At 69.0% G+C, this 18,956-nt stretch carries 16 protein-coding genes; 7 read left to right on the plus strand and 9 right to left on the minus strand.

Annotation, left to right across the window (positions count from 1 at the left end; all coding sequences use genetic code 11):
• The first annotated feature begins 6 nt into the window (after positions 1-6).
• The 3 genes from AB7878_RS06410 to AB7878_RS06420 all read left to right on the plus strand — a co-directional run bounded on the left by AB7878_RS06410 (position 7) and on the right by AB7878_RS06420 (position 3,650).
• Complete coding sequence (locus AB7878_RS06410; protein ID WP_369493562.1) at positions 7-1,353, plus strand: TCR/Tet family MFS transporter; 1,347 nt, start codon at positions 7-9, stop codon at positions 1,351-1,353.
• On the plus strand, positions 1,350-1,865 hold the full coding sequence (locus AB7878_RS06415; RefSeq protein ID WP_369493563.1) for a DUF1993 domain-containing protein: 516 nt from the start codon (positions 1,350-1,352) through the stop codon (positions 1,863-1,865). The genes AB7878_RS06410 and AB7878_RS06415 overlap by 4 nt, the downstream gene beginning before the upstream one ends.
• A 147-nt stretch (positions 1,866-2,012) precedes the next feature.
• Positions 2,013-3,650 carry an NAD(P)/FAD-dependent oxidoreductase gene (locus AB7878_RS06420; RefSeq protein WP_369493564.1) on the plus strand — a complete coding sequence of 546 codons (1,638 nt, stop codon included), beginning with the start codon at positions 2,013-2,015 and terminating at the stop codon, positions 3,648-3,650.
• Between the two features lie 89 nt (positions 3,651-3,739).
• Here AB7878_RS06420 and AB7878_RS06425 read toward each other — a convergent pair whose 3' ends face one another.
• From AB7878_RS06425 to AB7878_RS06465, 9 genes are all read right to left on the minus strand, one after another.
• Positions 3,740-4,438, minus strand: a complete 699-nt coding sequence (locus AB7878_RS06425) for an HAD family hydrolase (protein WP_369493565.1) — start codon at positions 4,436-4,438, stop codon at positions 3,740-3,742.
• A 5-nt stretch (positions 4,439-4,443) separates the two neighbouring features.
• Positions 4,444-5,238, minus strand: a complete 795-nt coding sequence (gene trpC, locus AB7878_RS06430) for an indole-3-glycerol phosphate synthase TrpC (protein WP_369493566.1) — start codon at positions 5,236-5,238, stop codon at positions 4,444-4,446.
• Between the two features lie 63 nt (positions 5,239-5,301).
• Positions 5,302-6,357, minus strand: coding sequence for an anthranilate phosphoribosyltransferase (trpD, locus tag AB7878_RS06435; RefSeq protein ID WP_369493567.1), 1,056 nt, complete (start codon positions 6,355-6,357; stop codon positions 5,302-5,304).
• On the minus strand, positions 6,354-6,953 hold the full coding sequence (locus AB7878_RS06440; RefSeq protein WP_369493568.1) for an anthranilate synthase component II: 600 nt from the start codon (positions 6,951-6,953) through the stop codon (positions 6,354-6,356). Before AB7878_RS06440 ends, trpD begins: the two co-directional genes overlap by 4 nt.
• Before the next feature lie 115 nt (positions 6,954-7,068).
• The gene (locus AB7878_RS06445; protein ID WP_369493569.1) at positions 7,069-8,343 is read right to left on the minus strand and encodes a dicarboxylate/amino acid:cation symporter; all 1,275 of its coding nucleotides are present in this window, start codon (positions 8,341-8,343) and stop codon (positions 7,069-7,071) included.
• Positions 8,340-9,110, minus strand: a complete 771-nt coding sequence (locus AB7878_RS06450) for a L,D-transpeptidase family protein (RefSeq protein ID WP_369493570.1) — start codon at positions 9,108-9,110, stop codon at positions 8,340-8,342. The genes AB7878_RS06445 and AB7878_RS06450 overlap by 4 nt, the downstream gene beginning before the upstream one ends.
• 120 nt (positions 9,111-9,230) lie before the next feature.
• Positions 9,231-10,088 (minus strand): MurR/RpiR family transcriptional regulator, encoded by an 858-nt coding sequence (locus tag AB7878_RS06455; RefSeq protein ID WP_369493571.1) that lies wholly within the window; start codon positions 10,086-10,088, stop codon positions 9,231-9,233.
• Position 10,089: 1 nt separating this feature from the next.
• Positions 10,090-11,190 (minus strand): dipeptide epimerase, encoded by a 1,101-nt coding sequence (locus tag AB7878_RS06460; RefSeq protein ID WP_369493572.1) that lies wholly within the window; start codon positions 11,188-11,190, stop codon positions 10,090-10,092.
• 873 nt (positions 11,191-12,063) lie between these two features.
• Positions 12,064-13,473 (minus strand): C40 family peptidase, encoded by a 1,410-nt coding sequence (locus AB7878_RS06465; RefSeq protein ID WP_369493573.1) that lies wholly within the window; start codon positions 13,471-13,473, stop codon positions 12,064-12,066.
• 160 nt (positions 13,474-13,633) lie between these two features.
• On the opposite strand from AB7878_RS06465, the gene AB7878_RS06470 reads away from it, so the two are divergent.
• The 4 genes from AB7878_RS06470 (at position 13,634) to AB7878_RS06485 (ending at position 18,825) form a co-directional block, all read left to right on the plus strand.
• Positions 13,634-15,115, plus strand: coding sequence for a transglutaminase-like domain-containing protein (locus AB7878_RS06470; RefSeq protein WP_439653772.1), 1,482 nt, complete (start codon positions 13,634-13,636; stop codon positions 15,113-15,115).
• Between the two features lie 13 nt (positions 15,116-15,128).
• Positions 15,129-16,397, plus strand: a complete 1,269-nt coding sequence (gene lysA / locus AB7878_RS06475; protein WP_369493574.1) for a diaminopimelate decarboxylase — start codon at positions 15,129-15,131, stop codon at positions 16,395-16,397.
• A 62-nt stretch (positions 16,398-16,459) separates the two neighbouring features.
• Positions 16,460-18,034, plus strand: coding sequence for a serine hydrolase (locus tag AB7878_RS06480; protein ID WP_369493575.1), 1,575 nt, complete (start codon positions 16,460-16,462; stop codon positions 18,032-18,034).
• Positions 18,031-18,825, plus strand: coding sequence for a M15 family metallopeptidase (locus AB7878_RS06485; protein ID WP_369493576.1), 795 nt, complete (start codon positions 18,031-18,033; stop codon positions 18,823-18,825). Before AB7878_RS06480 ends, AB7878_RS06485 begins: the two co-directional genes overlap by 4 nt.
• The last annotated feature ends 131 nt before the right edge of the window (positions 18,826-18,956 follow it).

Consider the following 18,956-nt stretch of genomic DNA (forward strand, 5'->3'; position numbering starts at 1 on the left):
CGTGCCATGAGCCAGCCTGTCGCCCACGCCCCGCGCCACCACGCCGCCCTCGCCTTCATCTTCGTCACCGTGATGCTGGACATGCTGGCGTTCGGCATCATCATCCCGGTGCTGCCGCACCTGATCGTCGACCTGATCGGCGGGAGCATCGCCAAGGCGGCGGTCTGGGTGGGCGCGTTCGCCACGCTGTTCATGGTGATGCAGTTCGTGTTCTCGCCGGTGCAGGGCGCGCTGTCGGACCGCTACGGCCGGCGCACAGTGATCCTGATCTCCAGCTTCGGCCTCGGCGTGGATTTCATCGTGATGGCGCTGGCGCCGGTGCTGTGGCTGCTGTTCCTGGGCCGCGCGGTATCCGGCATCTGCGCGGCGAGCTTCTCCACCGCGAACGCCTACATCGCCGACATCGTGCCTAAGGAAAAGCGCGCCGCCGCGTTCGGCATGCTGGGCGCGGCGTTCGGCATCGGCTTCATCGTGGGCCCGGCGCTCGGCGGCTTCCTCGGCCACTGGCACCTGCGCCTGCCGTTCTGGGTCGCGGCCGGGTTGTCGCTGCTCAACTTCTGCTATGGCTATTTCGTGCTGCCAGAGTCGCTGCCGCCGGAGCGCCGCGCGCCGCGCTTCGACTGGCGCCACGCCAACCCGTTCGGCGCGGTGGTGCTGCTGCGCCGTTACCCGCAGGTGTTCGCGCTGGCCGCGGTGTTCTTCCTGATCAACCTCGCGCAGTTCTCGCTCAACTCCACCTACGTGCTGTACACCGACTACCGCTTCGGCTGGGGCCCGCAGGTGGTGGGCTACACGCTGGGCCTGGTCGGCCTGTGCAGCGGCCTGGTGCAGGCGGTGCTGGTGCGCCGGCTGATGCCGAAGCTGGGCGAGCGGCGGATGATCCTGATCGGCCTGTCGCTGTGCGTGCTGGGCTACCTCGTGTTCGGCCTCGCGTCCAGCGCGTGGCTGTTCCTGACCGCGATCCCGGTGTTCTGCCTCGGCGGCCTCGCCGGACCGCCGGCGCAGTCGATGATGACCCACCAGGTCGACCCGCACGAACAGGGCCGCCTGCAGGGCGCGCTGACCAGCCTCGCCAGCCTCGCCGGTATCTTCGGCCCGTCGATGTTCGCCAGCCTGTTCGCGCTGTTCATCAGCGACCACGCGCCGGTGCACCACCTGCCGGGCGTGGCCTTCGTGCTGGCCGCGCTGCTGCTGTTCGCGGCGACACTGGTGGCGATCCGCGCCACTCGGCATGCCGCGCCGGCATCGGCCTCGACCGACGACATCGCCGTCGCGCCCATGGCACCAGCATCCCTAGGCGACGTGCTCGCCGCCGACCTGCCTTCCCCCGACCCAGTGGAGCCATCCCGATGAGTCTCTCCATGTACCAAGCCTCCGTTCCCGTCTTCGTCCGCGCGCTCGCCAACCTGCGCCATGTGCTGCAGCAGGGCGAGGCGCACGCCAAGGCCAAGAACGTCAGCGACGCCACCTTGCTGCAAACGCGCCTGATCCCCGACATGCTGCCGCTGGTCAAGCAGGTGCAGATCGCCTGCGACATGGCCGCCCGCGGCTGCGCCCGCCTCGCCGGCGTCGAACCGAAGTCGTTCGAGGACAACGAGGCCACGCTTGCGCAGGTGTACGCGCGTATCGACGCCGCGGCCGCCTACGTGCAGGGCTTCCAGCCCGCGCAGATCGACGGCAGCGAAGCGCGCAGCGTGGTCTTCCCCAGCCGCAACAGCCCCAGCGGCGAGCAGCGCTTCGAAGGCCAGGCCTACCTGTTCGACTACGTGCTGCCCAACCTGTTCTTCCACTGCACCACCGCCTACGCGATCCTGCGCGAGGCGGGCGCCGAGCTGGGCAAGGCGGATTTCCTCGGGAAGTTCTGAGGCGCGGCGCGGGCGCGGCGCCTGGGTCCCGCATTGCGGCGAGCACCTGCCCCTCACCCCAACCCTCTCCCCGGCGGGGGGAGGGAGCAAAGTCCGCGAATCTGCGAAAATCCGCTCCTTCGCCCCAGCGAACACTCCCACCTCCTGATGCTGCGCCTCACCGACCTCAAGCTTCCGCTGGACCATCCCGCGGAAGCACTCCCCGCGGCAATCTGCGCGAAGCTCGGCATCCAGCCCACCGCGCTGCATGGCTACGCCGTGTTCCGCCGTGGCTACGACGCGCGCAAGCGCGGCGCGATCGCGCTGATCTACACACTGGACGTGGACGTGGCCGACGAGGCCGCGCTGCTGGCTCGCCATGCGGATGATCGTCATGTGCAGGTGACGCCCGACACCCGCTACCACTTCGTGGCACAGGCACCGGCGCGACTGGAACACCGCCCCATCGTGATCGGCTTCGGTCCCTGCGGCCTGTTCGCGGCGCTGATCCTGGCGCAGTCGGGATTCCGCCCCATCGTGCTGGAACGCGGCAAGGCGGTGCGCGAGCGCACCAAGGATACCTGGGACCTGTGGCGCAAGCGCGAGCTGCATCCGGATTCCAACGTGCAGTTCGGCGAGGGTGGCGCGGGCACGTTTTCCGACGGCAAGCTGCACAGCCAGATCCGCGATCCGCGGCACCACGGCCGCAAGGTGCTCACCGAGTTCGTCGCGGCCGGCGCGCCGGAGGAGATCCTCTACGTCAGCAAGCCGCATATCGGCACGTTCCGGCTGGTGACGATGGTGGAGAACATGCGCGGCACCATCGAGGAACTGGGCGGCGAGATCCGCTTCGACCAGCGCGTGGACGATCTGCTGATCGAGACCGACGCACCGGGCGAGCGCCAGGTGCGCGGCGTGCGGCTAGCCGGCGGCGAGGAGCTGCGCAGCGACCATGTGGTGCTGGCGCTGGGCCACAGTGCGCGCGACACGTTCGAGATGCTGCATGCGCGCGGCGTGTACCTGGAGGCCAAGCCGTTCTCGATCGGCTTCCGCATCGAGCACCCGCAGTCGCTGATCGACCACGCACGCTTCGGCCCGCAGGCCGGCCATCCCATCCTCGGCGCGGCCGACTATCACCTCGTGCACCACGGCCGCGATGGCCGCTCGGTGTACAGCTTCTGCATGTGCCCCGGCGGCACCGTGGTGGCCGCCACCAGCGAGCCGGGCCGCGTGGTGACGAACGGCATGAGCCAGTACTCGCGCAACGAGCGCAACGCGAACGCGGCGATCGTCTGCGACATCGCGCCGGCCGACTACGCGCCGTACGGCGAAGGTCCGCTGGCCGGCATCGCGCTGCAGCGGCACTGGGAATCGAACGCCTACGCCCTGGGCGGTGGCGACTACAGCGCACCGGGCCAGCGCGTGGGCGACTTCCTCGCGGGCAAGCCTTCGCGCGCCTTCGGTGACGTGCAGCCCTCGTACAAGCCGGGCGTGCATCTCACCGATCTCTCCACCGCCCTGCCCGACTATGCGGTGGCCGCGATCCGCGCCGCGATCCCCGCGTTCGACCGCCAGATCAAGGGTTACGCGCTGCCCGACGCGATGCTCACCGGGGTGGAGACGCGCACTTCCTCGCCGGTGCGCATCAAGCGCCGCGACGAGGATCTGCAGAGCCTCAACACGCGCGGCCTGTACCCCGCCGGCGAAGGCGCGGGCTATGCGGGCGGCATTCTTTCCGCAGCAGTGGACGGGATCCGCGTGGCGGAGGCGGTGGCGCTGTCGATAACCACTTCCCGTTCACCCTGAGCGTAGCGCCGAAGGCGCGAAGTCGAAGGGAGCGCTTCGACTTCGCCCGCTACGCGGGCTACGCTCAGCGTGAACGGTTCACGGGCGCGTCAACGCCACTCGGCGCGGCCGACCACCCGGCCCAGCGCCACGTCCATCTTCTTGCACAGCTTCGGCGTGCCATTAACCAGCACCGGCTCGGCGGCGGGCTTGAGCATCGGCACGTCCATCAGCGAATCGCTGTAGGCCTGCTGCCACGCGGTCACGCCGTGCGCGGCCAGCGCCTTGAGCTTGTTCGCGCCGATGTTGTGGAAGCCGATGCGCATGCCCAGGCCGGTGGCACGCAGCCGTGAGGCCAGCAGCTCGACCCCGCCCAGGCCCAGCTGTTCGAGGATCCCGCCCACCAGCGCCTGCTCGCAGCCGGTCACCACGATCACGCGGTCGCCCGCCTGCTGGTGGCGGCGCAACGTGCGCAAGGCGTCGCGGTTGAACAGGCGCGAGTGCTGCACCATCTCGGCGGCGTAGGTGCGCGCCTGCGCCTGGTAGCGCTGCTCGCCCGTACCGAACAGCGCGGCGTGCACCAGGGTGCGCGCCACGCGCCGGCGCGAGAACGGCAGCTGCAGCAGCAGCCACGGCAGACAGGGCAGCACCAGCAGCTTGCGCAGCCACGAGCGCGCATAGCGGCTGCGGATGAACAGGTAAAACGCGTCGCCGTGCAGCAGCACGCCGTCGAAGTCGAACAACACCACGCGCTGCGCCGGCACGTCCGTGCCGACCGTCGCGGACGACGCCATGTCCCCTGTGTCCATGTGCATTACTTCGTGCCGAACAACCGCTTCAGTTCGCTGCCCGGGTCCTCGGCGCGCATGAACGCCTCGCCGACCAGGAACGCGTTGATGCCGCCCTCGCGCAGCCGCGCCACGTCCTCGGGCGTGCGGATGCCGGATTCGGCGACCAGGATGCGGTCGTATTCCATCAGTTCCTGCAGCGCCAGCGAGGTCTCCAGCGAGGTCTCGAAGTTGCGCAGATTGCGGTTGTTGACGCCGATCAGCGGCACCGGCAGCGCCAGCGCGCGCTCCAGCTCCTCCTCGTCGTGCACTTCGCACAGCACGTCGAGGTCGAGCTCGGCCGCCTGCAGCGAGAGCTGCAGCAGCACGTCGTCGTCCAGCGCGGCCACGATCAGCAGCACGCAGTCGGCGCCGATCACGCGCGCCTCGTGTACCTGGTACGGGTCGATGATGAAGTCCTTGCGCAGCACCGGCAGCGAACACGCGTCGCGCGCCTGCTGCAGGAACGCCTCGCTGCCCTGGAAGAAGTCGCTGTCGGTGAGCACCGAGAGGCAGGCCGCGCCACCCTTCGCGTAGCTTTTCGCGATCGCCGCCGGATCGAAGTCGGCGCGGATCACGCCCTTGCTGGGGCTGGCCTTCTTCACCTCGGCGATCACCGCGGGCTTGCCGGCGTTGATCTTCGCCTCGATCGCCGCGGCGAAGCCGCGCGTCTCGGGCAGATCGGGGATGCGCGCGGCCAGTTCGGCCAGCGGCAGCCGCGACTGGCGTTCGGCCACTTCTTCCGCCTTGCGGGCGAGGATGCGGTTGAGGATGTCGGTCATGGGCGGTGGGGAGTCGGGGCCGGGGCATCGTGGCGACGACCATGTCGTCGCGCCGTCAAGCTATCACAGCCCGCCGGCCAGCCGTTGCGTCGTTGCCACGAAGGTCTGCATTTTCGCACGGGCCGCGCCGCTGGCAATCGCGGCTCGCGCCAGCGCGATGCCCTCGGCTATCGATGCGGCCACGTTCGCGGCGTACAGCGCCGCGCCCGCGTTGAGACAGACGATGTCGTGCGGCACGCCGCGTTCGCCGTCCAGCGCCCGTTCCAGCATCGCCTTCGACTCGGCCACGTCGGCCACGCGCAGGTTGCGGCTGGACGCCATCGCCAGGCCGAAATCCTCCGGTTCGACCTCGTACTCGCGCACCACGCCGTCCTTCAGCTCGCCGACAAGGGTGGCCGCGCCCAGCGAGATCTCGTCCATGCCGTCGCGGCCCCACACCACCAGCGCGCGCCGCGCGCCGAGCTGCTGCAGCACGCGCACCTGAATGCCGACCAGATCGGGGTGGAACACGCCCATCAGGATGTTCGGCGCGCCGGCCGGGTTGGTGAGCGGGCCCAGGATGTTGAACAGGGTGCGCACGCCCATCTCCTTGCGCACCGGCGCCACCACCTTCATCGCCGGATGATGGTTGGGCGCGAACATGAAGCCGATGCCGGTCTCGGCCAGGCACTCGGCCACCTGCGCGGGCGCGAGGTCGATGCGCGCGCCCAGTGCCTCCAGCACGTCGGCGCTGCCGGACTTGGACGACACGCTGCGCCCGCCGTGCTTGGCGATGCGTGCGCCCGCCGCCGCGGCCACGAACATCGAGGCGGTGGAGATGTTGAAGCTGGAGGCGCCGTCGCCACCGGTGCCCACGATGTCGAGCAGGTGCGCGGTATCGCCCGCCACCTCGACCTTGTGTGCCAGCTCGCGCATCACCCGCGCCGCGCCGGTGATCTCGCCCACCGTCTCCTTCTTCACGCGCAGGCCGGTGATGATCGCCGCGGTCATCAGCGGACTCACCTCGCCCGCCATGATCTGGCGCATCAGCGCGATCATCTCGTCGTGGAAGATCTCGCGGTGCTCGATCGTGCGCTGCAGGGCCTCCTGCGGCGTGATGGTGATTTCGCGTGCGCTCATGCCGCCAGCTTCCGCCGCGGCAGGCCCAGGAAGTTCGCCAGCAGGTCGTGGCCGTGCTGGGTGAGGATGGATTCGGGGTGGAACTGCACGCCCTCGACCGGCAAGGTCCTGTGGCGCAGGCCCATGATCTCGTCGATGCTGCCGTCCGCGTTCTCCGTCCACGCCGTCACTTCCAGGCAATCCGGCAGCGAACCCTGCTCCACCACCAGCGAGTGGTAGCGCGTGGCCTCGAACGGGTCGGGCAGGCCGGCGAACACACCCTGGCCGCGATGGCGCACCGGCGAGGTCTTGCCGTGCATGATCCGCTTGGCGCGGATCACCTTGCCGCCGAAGGCCTGGCCGATCGCCTGGTGGCCCAGGCACACGCCGAACACCGGGATCTCGCCCGACAGCTCGCGCAACACGTCCAGCGACACGCCCGCGTCGTCCGGTGTGCCCGGCCCCGGCGAGATCATGATGTGCGCGGGCTTCAGCGCGCGGATGCCGGCCACGTCCAGCGCATCGTTGCGCACCACCTTCACCTCCTGCCCCAGCTCGCCCAGGTACTGCACGAGGTTGAAGGTGAAGCTGTCGTAGTTGTCGATCATCAGCAGCATGGCGGGCCTGCGGGCGGGACGGCGCAACGGGCGCCGCGGGCCTTGCAGTATAGCCGGCCATTTGCCCGTGCTCGTTGCGCCGGGCGCCCGTCCGTCCTGCGACGTTCCACGGGCGTTACGGTCCGTTGGCGCCCTCCGGCGCGCGCGGCGCGTCGGTTGCCGCGTCATGTCGCGATTGCCGCGCCACCACGCTGGTCACGGTGAGGTCGGCGGTGACATTGCCCAGCGTGGCGAACACGTCGGGCAGCGCGTCCACCGCCAGCATCAGGCCCAGCGGCGCCACCGGCACGCCCATCGCCTGCGCCACCGGCAGGTTGGTCGCCATGAAGGTGACCTGGCCCGGCAGGCCGACCGAGCCCAGGCTGATCACCACCGCCAGCGCCGCGCCCGCCGCGAGCTGCGCCGGCCCCAGGTGGATGCCGCTGGCCCAGGCGATGAAGCAGGCCGAAGCGATGTACTGCACCGGGCTGGTGAGCCGGCACAGCGACACCGCCATCGGCAGCGCCAGCGCGGTGACCTGGGTCGGGTAGCCGAGCCGCCGTTCCGCGCTCTCCAGCATCGCCGGCAGCGAGGCCAGCGAGGACTGCGTGCTGGCCGCCACCGCCTGCGCGGGCGCCAGCGCGACCACGAAGCGGCGCAACCGTTCGCCGCCCCACAGCACCGCCACCGGCAGCATCAACACGGTGACCGTGAGGTGCAGGACGATCTCCAGCAGCACGAACACGCCCAGCGCGCGCACCATGCCCAGGCCGGCGCGCGCGCAGACGGCGAGGATCAGCGCGAACACGCCCAGCGGCGCCAGCCACAGCACCCAGCGCACGATCGCGATCATCGCGTCCGCGATGGCCTGGAAGAACTCCAGCAGCAGGGCGCGCCGCGCCGGCTGCAACTGCGTCAGCGCGAAGCCGAGGCACAACGCGAACACCACCAGCGGCAGCATCGCGCTCTGCGCCGCGGCCATCAGCGCGTTGCTGGGCACGATGCCCTCGAACCAAGTGGCCCAGCCCGGCGCGGCCGCCACGGGGGCATTCGTGGCATGGCCGCCGAGCACTGCGCCCAAGGCCGGATCGTGCGGGAACAGCGCCAGCAGCGGCGGTGCGAGCAGCGCGGCGACGGCTGCGCCCAGCGCGAGCACCGCGATGATGGCGACGAGGGTGCGCCGCGCGATGCGCCCGGAAGCCGCCGCATCGCTGGCCGTGTTCACGCCCACCACCACCAGCGCCAGCACCAGCGGCACCACCGTCATCTGCAAGGCATTGAGCCACAGGTGGCCGATCGGCTGGGCGACGTCCGCCGCCCGCACGGCCCAGCCTGGAGCCCAGGCGGCGAGCGCCAGGCCGGCCAGCGCGCCCACCGCGAGGCCCAGCAACACGCGGGTAGTGGCGCTCATCGGCCGGCCTCCAGGTCGGGCAGTTGCCATGCGTGGCGCAGGCGCGCGTATTCGTCCTGCGGCAGCAGCACGAACACCGGGTGTTCCTCCGGTTTCAGCCATGCCAGCAGGTGCTGCATGCTGTCCGGCGTCATCGCGGTGCAGCCGGTGGTGCCGGTGGTCGGCGACGACCACAGGTGCGCGAAGATGCAACTGCCGCCGTTCGGCACACCATCCGGGTTGTGCTCGATCACGAAGCCGAGCCGGTAGGCCTGGTCGCCATGGAAGTGCAGGTCGCGCCGCATCGGTTCGCTGGCCCCCTTCAGCGCCGCTGCGCCCACCTTGGCCGTGTCGGCGATGCGGTTGTAGAGCGGCGTGCCGCTGACGTCCATGCACCAGTCGGTGGCGGTGAGCGCGAGATACGGCAGTGCCGTGTCCGCGTGGGCGGCGTAGCCGAACGCGGTACCGATGCGGAACACGCCGGCCGGGCTGCGGCCGTCGCCCTCGCGCTTCTGCGGGCCATCGTGTTGCGCCGGGTTCAGGCCGATGCCCCAGGCCGCGCCGCTCTTCCCGATCACCACCGGCCGCGCCGCGCCCACTTCATGCCACGCGCCGCCGTGGTCGCGCTGGTAGGCGTGCAACGTGCCTTCGATCGTGTTCCAGTCGGGCACGGTGACCAGAATCATCTGGCCGGCATTGGACCAGGCGGCGGACGGGGCGCTGGCGGCGACGGCGCTGCCTGCGAAGGCCAGGCCGGCGATCAGCAGAGTGACGAGGCGGTTGCGCATGGCCACGAAAACCTCCAGCGAAGGATTTCCTCTCCCGGCGGAAGAGGGGTTCAAGGGTATCGCTCTCCCGGAGGGAGCGGGGCTCGAGGGTGCGATGTGGATGGACGTCCGAGCGGCCATTCACGGCTCCAGCATCTGCTGGATGCGGTCCAGGTTGGCGACCAGTTGCGCGTGCCTGGCGTCGTCGCCTTCGCACAGGCGCACGAAGACGACGTCCAGCAGGTGTTGCAACGCGGACTGGTAGAGCAGTGGCTGGATGTACGGGCGCTCGTCGTGCGCCGACACCAGCAGCGCCACGTCCGCCAGCGTGCGCAGCGGGTTGGCGGTGTGCCGGGTCACACTGATCACCTGCCCGCGCCGCTCGCGGAAGTAGCGGCTGATCTTGCCCAGCGCCGGATGGTTGCCGTGCTCGGAGAACACCACCAGCACGTCGCCGGGGCCGGCGGCGGAGACGTTGGCGGTCATCCGTGCGGTGTCGAAGTTGTGCACGGTGAGGATGCCCAGCAGCGACAGCTTCAGCGCGAAGCTGCGCGCCGGGATGTCGTCCTCGCCGAGGCCGATGATGAACACCTTGCCGCTGCGCCCGGCCGTGCCGATCGCGGCGGCCACCGCCGCCAGCGTCTGCGGCGGATTGATCAACCGGGTCGCCTCCTCCGCCTCGGACTTGCGCCGCCACAGGCTGCCGGCCAGCGACTCGCCGGTCTCGCCGCCGACCTGGGCGGCGGCCTCGTCGTCGTCGCCGTTGTCGGCGCGGGCGATCGCCTCGCCCACCGAGTATTTGAGGTCGGGATAGCCCTTGAAACCCAGCTTCTGGGTGAACTTCACCACGCTGGACTGGCTGATGCCCAGCGCGTTGGCGAGCTGCTGCGAGGAGTAGTCGCGCAGCAGTTGCGCGTTGTCCAGCACGAAATCGGCGATGCGGCGTTCCACCGCCGACATCCGGTCGCGCTCGGAGCGGATTTTGACCAGCGGCGACATGTCAGGCGACGACGCCGGTTTCCAGCCCGCGGATCTCGCGGATGCCCAGTCCCGGCGCATCCGTCACCGAGATCTCGGACTCGTTGAAGATCACGCCGCCGTCCACCGGGTTGAACTGGCACAGCGAAGGCCCGTCCAGGTCCACCTTGGTGATCGCGTTGGACTTGGCCACCGCCACGTGCACCGCCGCCGCCACGCTGATCGAGGTTTCCAGCATGCAGCCGATCATGCATTCCACACCGTGCAGCGCGGCGATGTCGGCGATCTTGATCGCGTTCGAGATGCCGCCGGTCTTCATCAGCTTGATGTTGATGATGTCGGCGGCGCGCAGGCGGATCAGCTCGATCACCTCCATCGGCCCGAACACGCTCTCGTCGGCCATGATCGGCGTGTGCACGCGTTCGGTGACGTAGCGCATGCCTTCCAGGTCGCGCGCCTTCACCGGCTGCTCGACCAGCTCCAGCTTGATGCCGGCCTCCTCCAGCGTCTGCAGCGCGTACACCGCCTGCTTGGCGGTCCAGCCCTGGTTCGCATCCAGGCGCAGCAGCGCGCGGCCTTCCACCGCGGCGTAGATCGCCTTGACCCGCTCGATGTCGACGCCGATGTCCTTGCCCACCTTGATCTTCAGCGACTCGAAGCCGCGCTCCACCGCGGCGACGGAATCGGCCACCATCTTGTCGATGTAGTCCACGCTGATCGTGATGTCGGTGGTGATGACGGGGTCTCCGCCGCCCAGCAGCTTGTACAGCGGCGCGCCGTAGAGCTGGCCCCACAGGTCGTACAGCGCGATCTCCACCGCCGCCTTGGCGCTGGAGTTCTTCTCCATCGAGGACTGGATCAGCCCGGTCAGCCGATTGAGGTCGGCCACCTCCTGACCCAGCAACCGCGGCGTGATGTAGTGGCGGATCGCATCGACGATGGAGCCGTGCGTGTCGCCGGTGATCACCGCCGTGGCCGGCGCCTCGCCGTAGCCCACGTGGCCGGTGTCGGTGTGCACCATCACCACGATGTCCTCGACCTGGTTGACGGTGCGCAGCGCGGTCTTGAACGGGGTCTTCAGCGGCACACGCAGCATGCCGAACTGGATGTCGGTGATTTTCATGGGATGGCTTTCATCCTTGTTGAATACGTAGGTGTCCGCGCGCTCCCGCGATCGTAGGAGCGCACCCTGTGCGCGATGACCTTGAGCACGCACAGTGCCGGTTGATCGCGAGAACAAAGCGGTTTCGAGCGCCTGTCGGCGCCCGAGTTACTTTCTCTCGCATGCCCGAGAGAAAGTAACCAAAGAGAGGGGCGCCCCGATGGCTCGCCCTCCGGGCATCCTGCCCTGCGGGTGCGCGGGCGGGCTCCGGGGTTTTTCGACGGCACGTCCATATACCGGCGAAAAACTGGCCGGCCTCCTGCCGGCCATCCTGCGGACTTTCCTCCACCCGCCCGCCGCGCCATAGGGGCCCGGGTAGAGCAGCGCGCTCGCAGCGCGCAGAAGCAAGAGCACCCCACCCCAACCCTCCCCTGCACGCAGGGGAGGGAGACGGCGAACCGCAAGCCCGCAGTGCCCTGCTGTTGCTGTCGCTTCTGGCGCGCACGGTGCGCGCCTGCTCTTCCGGGGCCCCTGGACGGCGGGGAGGCGGGGACGACCAGGCCGCGCAGCGGGCGAGGCCATGGATGGACTCGCCTTTTCGCGCGGGCAGGAGCCCGCTCGAAAAGCCCGGCCACGCCTCACGCACTTGCCGGGCAGGACGCCCGGCAAGCGCCAACCGGGGTGGCCTTTCTCTTTGGTTACTTTCTCTTTGGCCACGCAAAGAGAAAGTAACTCGGGCGCCGACAGGCGCTCGAAACCGCTTTGTCGCTTCTGGAAACTTGAGAAAAGCAAAAGCCCCCTCTCCCCCAACCCCTCTCCCGCAAGCGGGCGAGGGGAGCAAAGCCCGCCAACGGAGGCAGGGAGATGGTGGCCACCGTTGGGATCGCCTGCGATTCATCGGCGGATGTGCACGATGCTGGTCATGTGATCGATGAAAGTGGAACCGTCATCGCCATAAAGCATCGGCAACAGCGGCGTCACCGACACCGCGTTGAGCTTGACGTGCGCGGTGGATCCGTCGGCCGTGCGGTAGCTCATGCCCAGCACGTCGTGGATCACCCACGGCTGCCCCTGCCACTGGCCAAGCACCATCATCACGTGACCGGGGATGTAGACCAGGTCGCCCAGCTGCAGCTGCATCGCCGCCTGCAGGCGCACCGCGTGGCTGTCGGCGGCGGTGAACAGGCGGTGTTCCAGCGCGGGGCTTTTGGCCTGGTCGCCGGTGTTGCGCGGCATCTGCACGCCCAGGCTGCGGTACACGTCGGAGACGAAGCCGGAGCAATCGCGGCCGTCATAGGCATGGCCCCAGCCGTAGCGCTCGCCGAGGAACTTGAACGCCTGGGTGATCAGGTTGCGCGGCGTCGGTGGCAGGTAGTCGCCGGCGGTATCGGTGTTCTTCTGCAGCAGCGCGGGCACCAGTTGCAGGCTGCCGTCGTCCTTGCGAATCGGCAGCTGCAGCGTGTACGCGGCATACGGCGTCTGGCCGTTCACCGGCTGGTCGGGCGGCAGCGTGGTGAGCAGCGGGACGCGCGTACCCATGTCGAGCTGCAGCTGCGACATCGCCGGCTGCTCGGGCGTGAACACGGTGCGCACGCTGGCGGCGGTGACCACGCGGTACGGCGTCTTCGCGGCGTAGGCCAGCACCACGTCCTTCGTGCCTTCCGCCACGTACCGCTTCTGCACCCACGCCGCGTAGCGCGGGCTGAGCACGAATAGCCACTGCCCGTCGCGGCTGGTGTGCACGATGGCCACCGGCGTGCCGGGGAATTCGGCGCTTTCCTGGAAGCGGTCGATGTCGGTGTCGCCCTGCTCGCTGAACACGCGCAGCGTGGTGGGGAAGCTGCGCAACGCGGCGCGCTGCACCACCAGGCCGTAGCGCACCGTGGTCTGCGCGGGAATCGCGTCCAGAGCCAGATCGTTTTGCATCTTGTCCAGCGTGGCCGCAGGCACCGGCTGGCCGTGCACGTCGTACAGGACATGCGCAGGACGCTTCGACAAGTGCTCGATCCATGCGGCCACCGGCGCGCGCGGCAGCGTGGCGGGCAGTGCCGCGAGGTCGTGCATGGTGGGATCGAGCTTGAACAGCTTCGCGTTCTGCGCGTCGATCTGTGCGCGGCTGAGGATGCTCCGGTCGGGCTGCGCCTGCAGGCCGATCCAGAAGGCCGGGGTGAGCTGCGCATCACCTACGCCGAGCACGCCACTGGGCGGGATCGGCAAGGCGGCAGCCGGTGCATCGCGCGCCGACAGCGGCGCGTGGACGAGCGCGAGGGCGAGCACCAAGGCTGCGAGAACCGGACGTTTCATCGTTTCACCCCTTCGCCTGCACGCCGCCAGATGCGCAGCATGGTCACGCAATGTGCCAAGGAATATTTGATTCCAATAAATTTCGTCGTCAGCATAAATTATTGACCGCCATTTGCAAGCGTGCTACACAGCCCGCTTGGGGAAGCATCGCGGGGTTCTCATGGTGGCGAACGTGGCAACCGCTCCACGCCAGGCAACACGCCTGCTGCTCGCGCTGGCCTTGCTGGCCGCGCCCTTTGCGGCGACTTGGGCCACCGATACGCCGACCAGCATTGCCGCCCTGGTCGATGCCGGCCAGTTCCAGGCCGCCGATGCCGACATCACGCAGGCGTTGAACCAACCAGGGACGGATGCCGCCACGCGCGAGACACTGCTGTTCCAGCGCGAACGCATGCGCCGCATCCGCTACGACTTCTCGCTCGACGCCGACGCGCTGAAGGCGCGCATCCGCCAGCAGGTGCCCGACCTGCGCGACGACGAATTCCGCGACTGGGACGAACACGGCCTGCTCGAACGCATGGTGATCGATGGCCGCGTGATGTACTTCAAGCGCGACGCCTCCAACATCTTCCGGCTCAGCGCCGAGGCCGCCGCGCGCCGCGCCCATCCGGCGCCGTTCGACGACGACCCGCTGCAGGTGCTGAACGACTACCACCGCGAAGTGCGCGCAGCCGCATTGCAGGAACACCGCAGCAGCGTGCTGCCGCATCGCGTGCGCATCACCCAGACGCTCACCGTGGATGCCGACGCGGTGCCGGCCGGCAAGATCGTGCGGGCATGGATTCCCTACCCGAAACCGCTGCCGGGCCAGCAGGACGACATCCGCTACGTGAGCAGCGAGCCGGCGAAGCACGAACTCGCGCCCAACGCCGCGCCGATGCGCACGGTGTATTTCGAGAAACCCGCGCAGGCCGGCAAGCCCACCACGTTCTCGGTCACCTACGAACTCACGCTTTCCGCGCAGTACCACGTGATCGACCCGGCGCAGGTGGTGCCCGCGACGATCACGCCGGCACTCGCGCCGTACGTGGCCGAGCGCCCGCCGCACCTCGTGTTCACCGAGCAGTTGCGCCTGTTCTCGCGGCAGGTGGTGGGCGACGAGAAGAACCCCTATCGCATCGCGCAGAAGCTGTTCGCCGCGGTTGACGAGATCCCGTGGGCCGGCGCGCGCGAGTACTCCACCATCCCCAACCTCAGCGACTACACGCTGCATGCCGGCCACGGTGACTGCGGCCAGCAGACCATGCTGCTGATCACCCTGCTGCGCCTGAACGGCATCCCGGCGCGCTGGCAGTCCGGCGCGATCTTCGCCGACCACGGCTACAACGACATCCACGACTGGGGCCAGCTCTACCTCGCGCCCTATGGCTGGGTGCCGATGGACGTCACCTTCGGCCGCCTGCATCCGGGCGCGCAAGCCAAGCCCGGCGACGACGCGCTGGAATGGTTCTACCTCGGCGGGCTGGACGCCTGGCGCGTCGCCTTCAACAGCGATTACGGCCAGCGTTTCGTGCCGGCCAAGCACGCGTTCCGTTCCGACAACGTGGATTCGCAACGCGGTGAAGTCGAGTGGAGCGGCGGCAACCTCTACTACGACCAGTGGAACTACAGCTTCGACTGGTCGCCGGTCGCGCAGCCCTGATCCATCCATCGACATGAATATTCGCGCTACGGCCGCCTCGCCCTCCACGCATTTCGACGGCGTGGATCTCGCCGCGCTCGCCATTCGATACGGCACGCCGCTGTACGCCTACTCGGCCAGCGCGATCCGCCAGCGCATCGCCGGCCTGCAGCAGGCGCTGCACGGTATGGACGCGATGATCTGCTACGCGGTCAAGGCCAACGGCAACCGCGCCATCCTGGAGTTGATGGAGCAGGCCGGGCTGGGCGCGGACATCGTCTCCGCCGGCGAATTGCAGCGCGCGCTGCGTGCCGGCATGCCTCCCGCACGCATCGTGTTTTCCGGTGTGGGCAAGCGCGACGACGAGATCGCCGCGGCGCTGGCTGCGGGCATCCAGCGCTTCAACGTGGAATCGCTGGACGAGCTGCACGCCATCGAGCGCATTGCGGGAGAACACGGCGCCATGGCGCGCGCGGCGGTGCGCATCAACCCGGACGTGGACGCACTGACCCACGCCAAGATTTCCACCGGCAAGTCGGAGAACAAGTTCGGCGTGAGCATCGCCGAGGCGCGCCGCTGGTTCGATGCGCGCGCCACGCTCAAGCATGTGCAGTTGGACGGCCTGCACGTGCATATCGGTTCGCAGATCCTCTCGCTGGAACCATATCGCCTCGCCCTGCAACGCGTGGCCGCGTTCTGGCGCGAGCTGCGCGACGCCGGTCATCCCGTCGCCAGCATCGACGTGGGCGGTGGCCTCGGCGTGCGCTATCGCGAAGGCGACGTGACTATCGCGCCGGCGGATTACGTGGCGGTGATCCGCGAGGCGCTCGCCGGCTTCGAGGGGCGCCTGCTGCTGGAACCCGGCCGCTACCTGGTGGCCGAGGCCGGCGTGCTGCTGACGCGCGTGCTGCGCATCAAGCAGGGCGAGGCGCGCGACTTCCTGGTGCTGGACGCGGCGATGAACGATCTGGCCCGCCCCAGCCTGTACGACGCCTGGCACGACATCGTGCCGGTAACGGACAAAGCCCGCCCACAGGCCGTATACGACATCGTCGGCCCGGTCTGCGAAACCGGCGATACCTTCGCACAGGCCCGCCCGCTGCCGGCGTGCGCGGCAGGCGACCTGGTGATGATCCGCGCCACCGGCGCCTATGGCGCCTCGATGGCCTCCACCTACAACTCGCGGCCGCTGGCCGCCGAAGTGCTGCTCGACCATGGTCGCCATGCGCTGATCCGCCGTCGGCAGACACTGGATGAAATGCTCGCCGGCGAACAGTCGGCCAGCCAGTGGGAGACGACATGAAACGCAGCGCGCACGCCCAACTCCCTCTCCCCTGCTGCGAAGCCGCGGGGGAGAGGGTCGGGGTGAGGGGGCGTCTTTGCCTCGCCCTGCTCGCCGTCCTCGCGATCGTCGGCTCCGCGCACGCCGCCGCGCCTGCGACGCCTCCGGCGAACGGCGACTACGACCGCATCCTCGACGCCGTGGTCGCGCGCTACCACCTGCCCGGCATCGCGCTCGGCGTGATCGAGCACGGCAAGGTGGTCTACATTGCCACGCGCGGCGAGACCGTCGCCGGTTCGGGACACAAGATCACTCCGCACACCCTGTTCAAGATCGCCTCCAACAGCAAGGCGATGACCACCGCCTTGCTCGGCCGCCTCGTCGACCAGGGCAAGCTGCGCTGGGACGACCCGGTGACGAAGTACCTGCCGGACTTCCAGATGCACGACCCGTGGGTCACGAAGAACATGCGCGTGGCCGACCTGCTTACGCACTCCAGCGGCCTGCCCGAAGGCGGCGGCGACCTGATGCTGTGGCCGGAACCGAACGCGTTCACCCGCGCCGACATCATCCACGGCTTGCGCCACATCAAGCCCGGCTACAGCTTCCGCTCGAAGTACCAGTACGACAACCTGCTCTACGTGGTGGCCGGCGAAGTGGCCGCCGCCGCGGGCGGCGCGCCGTACGAAACGCTGATGCACCGCGAGGTGTTCCAGCCGCTGGGCCTGGCCCGCTGCCAGGTCGGCGAGTGGAACCGCGACGCGGTGGGCGACGTGGCCGAGCCGCACTCCCGCGAGGGTGACCGCAACGTGCCGGTGGACGAGGACGGCCCGGTGATTCCCGCGATCACCTCCGCCCCCGCCGGCGGCATCCGCTGCGACCTCGACGGCTTGCTGACCTGGGCGCGCAACTGGCTGGTGCCTACGCCGGCGCAATTGCAGTGGCTCTCTGCGGAACAGCGCCACGTGCTGCAGTCGCCGCACATGCTGATCCCCGTCTCCGAACAGCGCCGCGACTGGGACGACAGCCACATCATGGCCTACGGCTATGGTTGGCGCATGACCGACGTGGACGGCAGCTGGACGGTGTGGCACACCGGCACGCTGGATGGCATGTATTCCGAACTGATGCTGCTGCCCGACCGGAAGAACGGCTTCGTGTTCCTCATCAACGGCGAGGCGGAATCCGCGCGCACCGTGCTCGGCGAAGCGTTGCTCAAGCACTTCACCAAGCCGGACGACACGCACGATGTCACGTGGTACGCGGATGCGCAGCAACGCATCGACGAGCGGGCCAGCAAGCGTGCAGCTGCGCCGGACACCTCAAAGGCCACGCCCGTCGCGCCTGCCGCGCTGGCGGCGTGGACGGGGCGTTACCGCGATCCCTGGCTGGGCGATCTCATGCTGTGCCCCAGCGGCGACCGCGTGCATTTCGCCGTCGCCAAGTCGCCACGGCTCAACGGCGACGTGATGCGTCTCGGCAACCGCGACCTGGTGCACTGGAGCAAACATGGCATGGACCCCGACGCCTGGCTGGATTTCCATCCCGCGCAAGGCGGCCAGGCCGCCACGCTGACCATGGCCAAGGTCGATCCGCTGGGCGACTTCAGTTCCGACTACGAAGACCTGCACTTCGTGCGCACCGGGGATTGCCCATGAAGCACCGGCTCACTGTAGGAGCGCACCCTGTGCGCGATCGGCTCTCCACGAAAAGCTGGATCGCGCACAGGGTGCGCTCCTACGGCATCGCGTCGATCATCGTCCTCGCGACCTGTCTGCAGATCGCACAGGCCGACGAGCCACCGCCACAACTCTCGCCAGCGAAGACCGCAGCGCAGGCCAACCTGGTCGACATCCGCAGCCTGGTGCCCGACATCGCCGAGGACATCAAGTACGCCAGCAGCGACAACTTCGTCGGCCGGCCAGTGCACGGCTACCTCGCGCCCAAGTGCCTGCTGCTGCGCCCCGCCGCCGAAGCGCTGGCGCGCGTCGAGCGCGAACTGCGCACGCAGCACTACCGGCTGAAGCTGTGGGATTGCTATCGCCCCGCCCTCGCGGTGGCGGACTTCGTGCACTGGGCGCACGACCTCGGCGACCAGCGCACCAAGCCCCAGCACTACCCGAACCTGGACAAGTCGCAACTGCTGGGCGACTACATCGCGCCCATCTCTGGCCACAGCCGCGGCGCCACCGTGGACCTCACCATGGAACGCTGCGCCGCCGACGGCACACATTGCGCGCCGCTGGACATGGGCACCGGCTTCGACTGGTTCGGCGTGCGTGCCCATACCGACGCGCCCGGCATCGACGCGAAGCAACATACCAACCGCCTGCTGCTGCGCGCGGCGATGGGACGCGAGGGCTTCCGGAACTATCCGCTGGAGTGGTGGCACTACACCCTCACGCCCGAACCCACACCGCACACGCTGTACGACGTGCCGGTGGAATGACATCGCGCCCACCGAAACTCCCCTCTCCCACCGGGAGAGGGGTTGGGGAAAGGGTTGGGACGAAGCCGAACGTTGCGGCGATACCGAACCCTCTCCCCAACCCCTCCCCCGGCGGGGGAGGGGCTCAAGCC

This window comes from Rhodanobacter humi, assembly GCF_041107455.1.
In the GTDB taxonomy this organism is placed as follows: domain Bacteria; phylum Pseudomonadota; class Gammaproteobacteria; order Xanthomonadales; family Rhodanobacteraceae; genus Rhodanobacter_A.

Excerpts from the sequence above, each read along its gene's own strand:
- AB7878_RS06410 (WP_369493562.1), top strand. The coding sequence starts at position 7 with ATGAGCCAGCCTGTCGCCCACGCCCCGCGCCACCACGCCGCCCTCGCC.
- AB7878_RS06415 (WP_369493563.1), top strand. The coding sequence starts at position 1,350 with ATGAGTCTCTCCATGTACCAAGCCTCCGTTCCCGTCTTCGTCCGCGCG.
- AB7878_RS06420 (WP_369493564.1), top strand. The coding sequence starts at position 2,013 with ATGCTGCGCCTCACCGACCTCAAGCTTCCGCTGGACCATCCCGCGGAA.
- AB7878_RS06425 (WP_369493565.1), bottom strand. The coding sequence starts at position 4,438 with ATGGACACAGGGGACATGGCGTCGTCCGCGACGGTCGGCACGGACGTG.
- trpC (WP_369493566.1), bottom strand. The coding sequence starts at position 5,238 with ATGACCGACATCCTCAACCGCATCCTCGCCCGCAAGGCGGAAGAAGTG.
- trpD (WP_369493567.1), bottom strand. The coding sequence starts at position 6,357 with ATGAGCGCACGCGAAATCACCATCACGCCGCAGGAGGCCCTGCAGCGC.
- AB7878_RS06440 (WP_369493568.1), bottom strand. The coding sequence starts at position 6,953 with ATGCTGCTGATGATCGACAACTACGACAGCTTCACCTTCAACCTCGTG.
- AB7878_RS06445 (WP_369493569.1), bottom strand. The coding sequence starts at position 8,343 with ATGAGCGCCACTACCCGCGTGTTGCTGGGCCTCGCGGTGGGCGCGCTG.
- AB7878_RS06450 (WP_369493570.1), bottom strand. The coding sequence starts at position 9,110 with ATGCGCAACCGCCTCGTCACTCTGCTGATCGCCGGCCTGGCCTTCGCA.
- AB7878_RS06455 (WP_369493571.1), bottom strand. The coding sequence starts at position 10,088 with ATGTCGCCGCTGGTCAAAATCCGCTCCGAGCGCGACCGGATGTCGGCG.
- AB7878_RS06460 (WP_369493572.1), bottom strand. The coding sequence starts at position 11,190 with ATGAAAATCACCGACATCCAGTTCGGCATGCTGCGTGTGCCGCTGAAG.
- AB7878_RS06465 (WP_369493573.1), bottom strand. The coding sequence starts at position 13,473 with ATGAAACGTCCGGTTCTCGCAGCCTTGGTGCTCGCCCTCGCGCTCGTC.
- AB7878_RS06470 (WP_439653772.1), top strand. The coding sequence starts at position 13,634 with ATGGTGGCGAACGTGGCAACCGCTCCACGCCAGGCAACACGCCTGCTG.
- lysA (WP_369493574.1), top strand. The coding sequence starts at position 15,129 with ATGAATATTCGCGCTACGGCCGCCTCGCCCTCCACGCATTTCGACGGC.
- AB7878_RS06485 (WP_369493576.1), top strand. The coding sequence starts at position 18,031 with ATGAAGCACCGGCTCACTGTAGGAGCGCACCCTGTGCGCGATCGGCTC.